Raw genomic sequence first — 11407 nt, 5'->3', positions numbered from 1 at the left:
GCCTCTGATACACTCACTTTTAGTTCCATTGGATGTTCCTCCTTCCTAAAATAGATTTGTGATTCGTCATCACCTATTTTATAGGAGGTACATCCTTTTTGTCACTCCTTATGAATTTACACAAGAGAGTTTACACTACCTCGCAGTGAGTTCCGAGAGGGCTCAATTTTATTTTTCGCCAAATTGTTCTTTTGTTTTCCTCCGTACTGGAGTGTCTATGCAGTCCGGTGCATTCCCGATGTATCTCAGCGCCTCTCTAAGAGCATTTTTGGGTAGATTAGTGAGATACTTCAAGGCTGCATCTGATGAAAAATCTTTTCCTGTCTGTTTCCTAAAATTGGAACTAAGGGCGGTCCAGATCGCAGCATCGTATCCATTTTCCTTACACCATTTTACAACAGTATCGTGAATGTTAGCCTCATCTGGGTGCGACTTTCTTGAATCCGTTTCTCGTTTCAGATCAACCCAGCCTATGTTTTTATCGTTTGTACCCTCTCTCTTACAGAGATCATCACGTGCATCATCAAGCGATGACCGGGGGCTCAGAACATGAAACGTCATGCAGGCTTTTCCATTTTTTTGATCAATTACGAGCGTGAGGCGTGAGTCGCGCGATATCCTGGAGAATTCGATCGGGAGCTCTGGCCCTCCATTTTGCCACACACCTTCCCCGGGCAGATCCCGAGGGTCCCATATGAGTGATCCCCATCCTATGATTGCTATTTTCATATCTGGTTACCGGGGGCTATACTTCTAATATATTTTTTAAACAAGAATGAACTTATACGTAATTTATCTCTGAAAACCACCTCTCTTATGCTTACCAATCAATACCTTGCTTTCTGAGAGAGTCTTGCGCTAATTTATCGCCTAATCTTGCAGCAATTTTGCAATCCTTGGTCGCCTGCTGATAGTTGCCAAGTGTGTCATATGCAAGCCCTCTGGCATTATAAGCCAATGCAAACTTAGGATCCAGTTCTATAGCTTTATCGTAATCCTTGATTGCTTGCTGATAGTTGCCGAGTCCGCGATACGCAAGCCCTCTGCCAAGGTAAGACTCTGCTTTCTGAGGGTTTAATTCGATTGCTTTGTTGTAATCCTTTATTGCCTGCTGATAGTTGCCAAGTGTGTCATATGCAAGCCCACGTTTATGATAAGGTTTAGCATCTTTAGGATCCAGTTCTATTGCTTTATTGTAATCCTTTATTGCCTGCTGATAGTTGCCAAGCTGACCATAAGCATGTCCTCTGAAAGAATAATTCGATGCACCCTTGGGGTCCAGTTCTATGGCTTTACTATAATCCTTTATTGCCTGCTGAGGTTTGCCAAGATCATCATACACAAACCCTCTCAAAGCATAAGCCCCTGCTTTCTGAGGATCCAGTTCTATTGCTTTGCTGTAATCCTTGATTGCTTGATGATAATTACCAAGTGCGTGATAGGCGTATCCTCTGTTACTATAAAGAACTGCAAACTGAGGGGCTTTTTCTATAGCTTTATCGGAATCCTTGATTGCTTGCTGATAATTGCCGAGATCTCTATACGCCTGCGCTCTCAAGGCATAAGCCCCTGCAAGCCTGGGGTTTAGTTCTATGGCTTTGGTAAGAGCTTCCACCGCACCTGTATTATCGCCAGATCTGTGCAACACCCATCCTTTATCAGACCATTCAGTGGCTGTCAGGTTTTTAATGTTTATCTTGTATGCCTGTGCTGTTTTCTGATTTTTCTTACCTTTTGCTGTCAATAACTCTCTTTTCAGCCGTTCGTTTTCCTTAAGGAGCTCTTCCGACCTTTTTCTCGATTCCTCCAACTCCTTGACCTTCTGCCTGTCCTGACGGAGTTTATCAATGGATTTGATTACCGATTCCGGGTCTGCCGAGATTTTTGCCTTGAGCCAGTAGGTCTTGCCGTCCCATGTTTCTTCCATAACCTCAGTGCTTACGATGCCGGCGGATAGAGTAACAATCTGGTCTTTTGTAAGGTGAAAGTTTTTTACTTCCGTAATGCTTTCCAGGTAAGTCCCCAGTTCTTCAAGGAGAATTCTCTTCGCCTCTCTGAGCGAAACAGTCCTGCTTGAATTTTTGCTGTCCTCTTCGCTTGCCTGGTAAGTGTATTCTTTTGTAAATGTTTTTATTTCAGCGTAGGTGAAACTGGGAATTAACAAAAGGAATACTATAGCAATCAAAACGAAGCTCAGTGTATAGTCCATTAATTTTCTTTGCATTGATAATGCCATATGACTACATTCTATCATTCGCAGTTTTTTTGTCAATTTTCTTGAACATTATTATAAAGACTCTCTTTCTGCCTGTTTTCTTCCAGAGGTCAAGAATTTTCTAAATATACATACAACCAATAATGTTGGAATATGGGCAGGAAGAACTTTTTGCGAGTCGCGACTTCGAGCACGGCTTGGGACACCCTGCCGACGAGCCGGAGAGTTCCCGCGGCCAGCGCCGCGTCTGGGACAGCCTGATTTGTCCGAAGCCCAGCGGCAAGTTAGAAGGCTGAACGGAGGCAAGTCGTTGCTGGGTAAGGCGCGCGCAGGGAGCAGAGAGCAAAACAGCGTTCCTGCCACACCTTGATTTTACTCTTGTCCATTCAAACCCTGAAGAGTCCACTTTTAATTTTTAGCTGACAGCTAATTTGTCACGGTGGATTTGCATATTTAGAAAAATATATGATTGTGATATACTGTAGCGAATAATGTTTAAGGAGGAAAACAAAAACTTATTGGAAGAAAAAACTGAAGAAGAGCATCTAAAGCTATCCTTCGAAGATACGAATACAGCGCGTAACCTCTTCGGTCCACGTGATGAAAACATAAAGTATCTGAAAAAATATTTCAATGTTAGAGCAAGTATCAGGGGAAATCATTTAACAATCATAGGCAGCAAGGCAGAGATTGAAAATGCCGGCAAAGTCATAAAAGAACTGCACAGCATTGTCGAAAGGGGTTTCGTTATAAACCCGTCCGATATTGATCATGCGGTAAGGTACATTGCCCACACGCATAACAGCATGGATGAACTGCATAAAGACCAGATATTTATACCTCCTTCGAAGAAGGTCGTAACACCCAAGACAAAAAACCAGAAGGCTTACACGGATGCCATCAAAAGCCACGACATGGTCATAGGGATAGGTCCTGCCGGTACCGGCAAGACGTATCTTGCAATGGCCATGGCGCTCTCCTCTTTCTATAAAAAGGAGGTTTCGAGGATTGTCTTGACAAGGCCTGCTATAGAGGCGGGGGAAAAGCTCGGGTACCTGCCTGGGACTCTGTACGAGAAGGTTAATCCCTACCTCAGACCCCTTTACGACGCATTATACGATATGGTCGATATGGAGAGGGGCACCAGGCTTGTTGAGAAGGGTATAATCGAGATAGCCCCCCTTGCATTCATGAGGGGCAGGACATTAAACGATGCCTTCATTATACTCGATGAGGCACAGAATACCGGTCCGGAACAGATGAAAATGTTCCTCACAAGGCTTGGATTTTCCTCGAAAACGGTCATTACCGGCGATATTACACAAATTGACCTGCCTGATAAAAAGTCAAGCGGCCTCGTAGAAGCTCAGTCTATTTTAAAGGGTATAAAGGGTATAAAATTTGTTTATTTTTCAGAAAAGGATGTGGTAAGACATCCGCTTGTTCAGAAAATTATTAAGGCATACGAAACTAAGATGATAGACAAAGAGGCTTCACATAATGCAGAACGGAAAGGATAAACCTCCCTCGTACCAGGACTACAGCAAGGTTCTCATCCTGATTATACTCTCTCTGATGCTTTCCCTCGTTATCAGCATCAACATCCCACAGGGGTTCCCTGAATACCGGTATGGGGATATTGCGAGAGAAAACATTAAATCCCCTACTGATATTTACATCCCGAACATGGATGTTACCCTGAAAAAAGGTGAGATCATAATCCGGGAAGGCGAGAGGGTCAGTAAAGAGCACCTCAGCAAACTTTCTACATTCAAAAAACACGAAGGAGGTGGATTTCTTTCATTTAAGAAATTTCTTCTCCTTTTCCTTCTCCTTTCCCTGTCGCTCACCATCGTATACGAATACGCCGATAAGAACATAAAAAAATTCACCCTTTCCATGAAAGATATTGTCTTCTGCTCAGTCTTCACATTATTTTCCATCATTTTTGTCAAGCTATTATCACTCGTCTTTGAATATTTCCCCCAGGAATATGCCATCAACCTTTTCTACATCATCCCTTTGTTTTCTTTCGGGATAATAATGAGAATAGTCCTTTTTTCTGAGGCAGCTATTGTTTTCTCCATCGTATTTGCATCGTGTACCTGCATCATGTTTGATAATAGTTTTTCTATCTTTCTCTATACGTTTCTTGGAAATGTTCTTGCTTCGTATTTTTCCGGAAAATGTGAAAACAGAAACACCATATTAAAGGCAGGTATCTATTCCGCTTTTATCACAAGTTTTATCGTATTGCTCTTTAATGCTTATTCCGGTCAATCTTTTGCTAATGTACCTATGAAAATCGTCTTTATTCTCTTAAACGGGGTCGGGAGCAGTTTCATTGCCCTTGGACTTCTCCCTGTCATTGAGCATGTCTTCGATTACACCACAGACGTAAAATTACTCGAAATCGCCAATCTTGAGCATCCCCTCCTTGAAGAAATGATGGTGGAAGCGCCAGGGACATACCACCACAGCATTGTTGTGGGTAACCTCTGCAAGGCAGCAGCAGAGAGCATAGGGGCGCATCCTTTGCTCGCAAGGGTTTCTGCCTATTATCACGACATAGGCAAACTGAAAATGCCCCACTATTTCATTGAAAACCGTAAGGGTTTTGAAGATGCGCACAAGTCACTGTCACCTAATATGAGCGCCCTCATTATTCTCTCCCATGTGAAAGAAGGGGTTGAGCTTGCCGAAAAATACAAACTGGGCAATAAGATAAAAGATATCATCAAGGAACACCACGGCACGAGTCTCGTAAGCTTTTTTTACAACAGGGCCAAGGAAATGGAAGACCCCTCACTCCATGTCATCGAGGAAAAAGATTTCCGTTATGCCGGTCCCAAACCTCAGACAAAGGAAGCAGGGATCGTTTTGCTGGCGGATGCCGTTGAAGCATCTTCGCGAACGCTTGATGAACCAACGCCGAAAAGGATAGAAAACCATGTAGAGGATGTTATAGAGAATATTTTTCTTGACGGACAGCTTGACGAATGTGAACTTACCCTGAAAGACCTCCATGCAATACAAAAGAGTTTCATAACAATTCTTACAGGCATTTTTCACCAGAGGATAGAATATCCAGAAAGGGCAGAACATGACAGCACTCATAAAAAACTCTCAAAAATACCTGCAAACGGACAAAAGACTTCTGCAAAAAATCACAGAAGACTTACTGACATTTTCAGGGCAGCAGGGTAAGGATCTCAGCATCCTCTTCGTTGATAACAAAAAGATTGCACGTTTCAATAAACAGTTTTTCGGAAAAGACCGGCCCACCAACGTCATATCATTCTCATATATGGAAAATAAGGAGATTCCGGTTGGTTATGATCTTTCCAATGAAATCATAGGGGATATTATCATTTCACTTGAAAAGGCAAAAGAGGAAGCGGAAGCGCTATCATGCCCCTTCTATGAACGGGTATTTGCCCTTATCATCCACGGCCTTCTCCATATTTTAGGGCATGACCACATAAACGACAGAAATAAAGCGCGGCGGATGAGATACAAGGAAAAGAAACTCCTCGATTATGTCTGTTCACATCAATTATATAAGGAACTCACGGGATAAGAAAATGGGCCAGGGGTCAGAAGACAGGGGTCAAGAGACAGGGGTCGAGGGGTCGAGGGGTCGAGGGGTCGAGGGCCAGAAATTTCACTTTTCACCTTTCACTATTGCTTTACCTTTTTTATCCGGTATTCTCCTCATCCTCATTCAGCCCCCCATATCGCTCTTTCCTCTCGCATATGTTTCCCTCATACCACTCATTCATTCATTAAAAAGAAATAATATACGTCACAACTTTCTCATGGGCTTCATAGCAGGCGTTGTATCCCACATCGGACACATTTACTGGGTTGTCATAGCCATGAACAGGTACGGGGGGATAGACATCTACACAAGCATTCTCATCATGCTGCTCCTTGTTCTCTATATATCCCTGTATGTTGGCTGCTTCACGGCTTCTTCCTCATACCTTGAAAGCAAACTGTCTGTCCCGCTATTTCTATCAGCCCCCTTCATATGGGTTCTTTTAGAATATATCCGGGGGATCTTTCTTACAGGTTTTCCATGGTCTTTCCTGGCACATTCACAACACAATTTTCTGACGCTCATTCAGGTTGTATCCATTACCGGCACATACTTTTTGTCGTTTCTGATCGTCGCCGTAAACTGCATCCTATACCATCTGTTTGTTGTGTTTTATCAAGGGAAAGTTAAGGGGCCAAGTGAAACAAGCGCAGGGGAAGCCCTTGAACCCTCGAACCCTCGAACCCTCGAACCCTCTTTTATTGTTTATGCTATCATCGTTCTCGCCTTTTTCATCGCTTCCTGTATATACGGCTACAACCGGTTGCAGGCAACAGAGACCGGAAGGTTAAAGGCAGTAATCATTCAGGGGAACATACGGCAGGATGTAAAATGGGGTGAGTCATTCAAGATCAGAACAATAAAAACATACCTGCAAAAATCAGGTGAAACCGGAAGAAACGCAGATATTGTCATCTGGCCTGAAACGGCCATGCCTTTTGTATTCGATGATGAAATACATATAAACAGATTCATAAAAGAAGCTCCTGTTGCCCTGCAAACCAACCTCCTGTTTGGAACGGTCTCAAAGGATAAATCAGGGAGGTACCGGAATTCTGCTTACGTTTACGGGAATGATGGTATGCTCGCCGGCAGTTACAGCAAGGTGCATCTTGTTCCCTTTGGTGAATATACGCCCCTTATCTCATACTTTCCCTTCCTTTTAAAGCTCACTGCCGCAGGTGGGGATTTTGCCCCTGGTGAGTCACACAAACCCATAGCGACACCGTTAGGGAAAATAGGCATACTCATATGTTACGAAGGTGCATTCCCTTCCATTACTGTCGAAACAGTTCGAAAAGGTGCGCAGGTTCTTGTGAATCTTACGAATGATGCATGGTATGACAGGAGTTCTGCCCCATATCAGCATCTCGTCTTTTACATCTTCAGGGCCATTGAAGCCGACAGGTATGTGCTGCGCGCTGCAAACACGGGTATCAGCACAATCATAGACCCGAGAGGACGGACTAAAGAACAGACAGATTTGTTTGTCGAAAATACTTTTACCGGCATGTTTTCTTTAAAAACAGAAAAAACACCTTATGTAACTTATGGGGACTACTTCATTCTGTTCTCATTCCTGTATCTTCTCATTATATGCGTATTGAAACTGTTAAGACTTCTGAGGCTAAGAGGTTTATAATTTTTTGCTGAGAACCATGAACTATCAACTATGAGCTATATTAGTCTCATTTCCATAGGATTCATAATGGGTTTAACGGGAGCGATGGCCCCCGGACCGCTTCTCACTGTCACCATAGGCGAATCAGCGAAAAGGGGCGGGATTGTGGGCCCAATGGTAGTACTGGGACACGGCATGCTTGAATTTGCCCTCCTGCTTTTAATTGTTTTTGGTCTCGGTAACGCCCTCAACAATAAAATTGTTTTTACTATCATAGCCCTTGCTGGTGGTATAATCCTCGTCTATATGGGATACGCTACCATTAAAGATCTTAAAAATTACCGTTTGTCATGCGAATCGGTTACAGAACACAGAGGGATGCATCCGGTACTTTCGGGGGTTGTTATAAGCCTTTCCAATCCATACTGGTTTATCTGGTGGATTACTATAGGCATGGGCTACATCATTTTTGCACAGAAGTATGGCATATACGGAGTCATCGCCTTCTTTGCCGGTCATATCCTTTCTGACCTTGTATGGTACAGTTTTATTTCATACGGCATCCAGTTCGGCGGAAAATATATGAATGTTAAAGTTATCAAAACAATTCTTTTTGTGTGCAGTCTTTTTCTTATTGTTTTCGGTGTTTTTTTCATCTTTAAAGGTTTTGGGTTTCTTGCGCTACCCCCGGCAAAATAAAGTTTGTTTGCATATTTAAGACAAAATAACAATAAAATGTGTTAGCATCTTATAGCATATGGCAAATGAACAACAATTAGAGATACTTCTGCAGGGAGTTGAAGCATGGAATGCATGGAGGGATGAAAACCCGCATGTAGAGGTAGATCTCACAGGTGCAAATCTGGAAAGATTAAATCTTAGCCACATTAATCTCTCACATGCCAGTCTCAACAATGTTAATCTCTCTTTTGCCAATCTTGATAACGCAGATCTTTCCCATGCCCATCTGAAAAACGCTAACCTTGCCCATGCACAACTCCAAAAGTCTCACCTTGCCTTTGCGAACCTTGAGAGGGCTGTCCTTCTTTATGCAAATCTGAAAAGGGCAGATCTCCGGGGGGCGCTCCTGAAACATGCAGCTATGGAAGATGTAAACCTCATGCACGCAAATCTTACCCATGCAAACCTCGAAAAGGCAATACTTGCAAACGCAAATCTGAAAAAAGCTGAACTGATAAACGCCGACCTGAAAGGGATAAATCTTACTGCCGCGAACCTCGAAGGCGCTAATGTTTCATCTGTCATCTATGACAAGCGCAATTTCTGGCAAGTCCTGAAGGAATCAGCTTTTAACCCGAAGAAGATATGGAAGAGAAAAGATGACATCATCCTTGAAACAAACATGCGCTGTAACAGCGCTTATGCCAACTGCTACGGCAGCCCAAAATTCAAGATTTTTTTACAGGATCAGGACTTCATTGAGGAAATGATGAAAACAAAACAAGGACGGATAACCTGCTTTATATGGTGGCTTGTCTCTGACTGCGGGAGATCTATTTCCCGTTGGGCATGCTGGTCCTTTCTTCTGGTAATGCTCTTTACCGCTATTTATCTGTCGATTGGGCCTCAGCATTTCTATTCACTTAAGCTGGCATTTAACTTTACAAATATGTTTTATTACAGTGTAGTAACGTTTACTACGCTCGGTTCTGATATCTTCCCGAATACCCCTCAATCGGTGATACTGACAGTGCTTGAAGTAATATTGGGTTACATCATGCTCGGCGGACTTATAAGCATCTTTGCAAACAAATTAGCCCGCAGAGGAAGTTGATTCACTTGCAAGGCCGTTTAAAAGCGCCTTTGCCGCCTGTTGCTCGGCTTCTTTCTTGTTTTTCCCTGTCCCTTTTGCCTTATATTCTTTTCCAACGTATACAAAGACGGTAAAACCATCTTTTGTCCGTCTTGTAAACTTGTATTTCGGCAGGATACCCCATCTCTTCTGGGAATATTCCTGGAGGGTATTTTTCGGGCTCTTTTCGGTAAGTTTTTCTTCGTTAAAATAGGGTTGGAACAACTCTTTGATTACGCGGGTTGTTTTTCTTGCGCCACCATCAAGATACAATGCGCCGATAAGCGATTCGAGCATGTTTGACAGAACCTTGGACTCCTCTGGTACATAGTTATCACCATTACCATAAGACATATGTTTCCCGAGATCGATGGCCTTTGCAATTTCGGTCAAGGTTTCCCTCTTAACGAGGCTTGAACGTGCGTTACTCAAAAAACCCTCGTCTCTGGTTTTGTATCTTCTGTAAAGGAGTATGCTTATGATGCTGTTCAGAATGGCATCACCAAGATATTCAAGCTTTTCGTTATCCGACCTTCTTACGTCCTTTTTTTCGTTAAAATAGGAGCTATGCGTGATGGCCTGGTTAAGCAATGCCCTATTTTTAAATGTATAATTGATTGTTTCTTCTAAGGGGGTAAGGTCCATATAGAATCAGGGGTCAGGGGTCAGGGGTCAGGGGTCAGGGGTCAGGAAAGGCTATTAAAACCAAACCCTGATCCCCGAACACTGATCCCTGCACTTGTTATACCTTAAATGCTTCTTCCATTCCTGAGTATTTCTTTCTCAGTTTGGGTTTCTCAATTTTGCCGGTCGGGTTTCTTGGCACTTCACCAAAGAAAATCTTTCTCGGTCTCTTATACTTCGGTAATGCCTCGCAGAACTTCAATACTTCTTCCAGTGTCAGCGTCTTTCCGGGGATAACTTCAATAATAACCGCAACGATCTCGCCAAGCCTCTCATCGGGCAAACCGATTGCCGCTCCGTCTTTTATGTTCGGATTTGTATGGAGAAAATCTTCAATTTCAACGGGAAAGACATTCTCGCCTCCGGTGATGATCACATCTTTCTTCCTGTCAACAAGCCAGATAAAACCATCTTCATCAACCTTGGCCATGTCACCCGTGTAGAGCCAACCGTCTATGAGGGCCTTTGCTGTTGCCTCGGGGTTCTTGTAATACTCTCTCATGACACCGTTTCCACGGACACAAAGTTCACCCGGCTCACCCTTTTTGACAATTTTACTGTTTTCATCAACAACCTTAAATTCCCAGTTGAATCCGGGGATACCGATTGCACCGATTTTATGCTCATTCCCTGTACCGAGATGAACACAACCAGGGCCCGTAGATTCGCTTAAGCCGAAGTTTGTATCATAATCCATACCCGGAAAATATGATTTCCAGTGCTTAATGAGCGCAGGCGGAACCGGCTGTGCTCCGATATGCATAAGACGCCACTGGTCAAGTTTATAATTAGAAAGTTTAATTTCCCCGCTGTCGAGCTTCAGGAGTATATCCTGTGCCCACGGTACAAGGAGGAATATGTGCGTCCCGCCTTCTTCGCTGATTGCCTCAAGTGTCCATTCCGGAGAAACACCCTTCAGGAGAACACCCCTTGCCCCGACGATGAAGCTTCCGAACCAGTGCATCTTCGCCCCTGTGTGGTAAAGCGGGGGTATCAAGATAAAGCAGTCGTCCTTTGTCTGCCTGTGATGTGCATTTTCTGTAATACATGCGCAGAGCATGTTTTCGTGTGTAAGTAAAATCGGCTTCGGTTGCCCTGTTGTGCCGGAAGTAAAATATAATCCGCATGCGTCATTGGAGTTAATCTCAACATTCAGCGGAGTTGCAGGTACTGCATCAACAAGTTTTGCAAATGATTCCGCAAATGATGGTGGATTGCCCACGCAAATGTAGGATTTTACTGTTGGAAGTTGACCTTTTATCGCTTCAATCCTGCCCGCAAACTCCTCATCAAAAACAATGACCGTCGGCTCCGCCACATCACAGCAGTATTTTACATCCTCTGCGGTAAAGCGGAAATTGAGTGGTACCACCCATGCGCCTGTCCTGACTATTCCAAAATAGGCAGCAAGCCAATCAATGGAGTTCATCATAAAGTGGACAATCTTGTCACCCTTTTTCACGCCTTTCTTGG

The 11407-nt window shown here is 43.5% G+C and carries 10 protein-coding genes; 6 read left to right on the top strand and 4 right to left on the bottom strand.

The features are described 5' to 3' along the window. Positions 1 to 168: 168 nt before the first annotated feature. On the bottom strand, positions 169 to 729 hold the full coding sequence (locus tag NTX75_10930; GenBank protein MCX5816734.1) for a hypothetical protein: 561 nt from the start codon (positions 727 to 729) through the stop codon (positions 169 to 171). 91 nt (positions 730 to 820) lie between these two features. After that, complete coding sequence (locus NTX75_10925; protein ID MCX5816733.1) at positions 821 to 2236, bottom strand: tetratricopeptide repeat protein; 1416 nt, start codon at positions 2234 to 2236, stop codon at positions 821 to 823. Between the two features lie 497 nt (positions 2237 to 2733). On the opposite strand from NTX75_10925, the gene NTX75_10920 reads away from it, so the two are divergent. The 6 genes from NTX75_10920 to NTX75_10895 all read left to right on the top strand — a co-directional run bounded on the left by NTX75_10920 (position 2734) and on the right by NTX75_10895 (position 9232). Further along, complete coding sequence (locus NTX75_10920) at positions 2734 to 3735, top strand: PhoH family protein (protein MCX5816732.1); 1002 nt, start codon at positions 2734 to 2736, stop codon at positions 3733 to 3735. Then, entirely contained in the window at positions 3716 to 5422 is a 1707-nt protein-coding gene (locus NTX75_10915) for an HDIG domain-containing protein (GenBank protein ID MCX5816731.1), read from the top strand. The genes NTX75_10920 and NTX75_10915 overlap by 20 nt, the downstream gene beginning before the upstream one ends. Beyond that, positions 5319 to 5795 (top strand): rRNA maturation RNase YbeY, encoded by a 477-nt coding sequence (ybeY, locus tag NTX75_10910; protein ID MCX5816730.1) that lies wholly within the window; start codon positions 5319 to 5321, stop codon positions 5793 to 5795. Before NTX75_10915 ends, ybeY begins: the two co-directional genes overlap by 104 nt. 4 nt (positions 5796 to 5799) lie before the next feature. Then, positions 5800 to 7458, top strand: coding sequence for an apolipoprotein N-acyltransferase (gene lnt / locus NTX75_10905; protein ID MCX5816729.1), 1659 nt, complete (start codon positions 5800 to 5802; stop codon positions 7456 to 7458). A gap of 66 nt (positions 7459 to 7524) precedes the next feature. Continuing rightward, entirely contained in the window at positions 7525 to 8136 is a 612-nt protein-coding gene (locus tag NTX75_10900; GenBank protein MCX5816728.1) for a LysE family transporter, read from the top strand. A 58-nt stretch (positions 8137 to 8194) separates the two neighbouring features. Continuing rightward, positions 8195 to 9232, top strand: coding sequence for a pentapeptide repeat-containing protein (locus NTX75_10895; GenBank protein ID MCX5816727.1), 1038 nt, complete (start codon positions 8195 to 8197; stop codon positions 9230 to 9232). Here NTX75_10895 and rnc read toward each other — a convergent pair. Together rnc and NTX75_10885 are read right to left on the bottom strand one after the other, a co-directional pair. Continuing rightward, a complete protein-coding gene (gene rnc / locus NTX75_10890; GenBank protein MCX5816726.1) occupies positions 9212 to 9895 on the bottom strand; it encodes a ribonuclease III in 684 nt (227 codons plus the stop codon). The genes NTX75_10895 and rnc overlap by 21 nt on opposite strands. Before the next feature lie 97 nt (positions 9896 to 9992). Then, positions 9993 to 11407, bottom strand: a 1415-nt coding sequence (locus NTX75_10885) for an AMP-binding protein (GenBank protein MCX5816725.1), incomplete at its 5' end; no start/stop codon positions are given.

The sequence above is a fragment of the Pseudomonadota bacterium genome (genome assembly GCA_026388315.1).
Classification (GTDB): Bacteria; Desulfobacterota; Syntrophorhabdia; order Syntrophorhabdales; family Syntrophorhabdaceae; genus MWEV01.
Note: the sequence above shows the minus strand (reverse complement) of the source record. Positions and strands in the feature narration are given on the sequence as shown.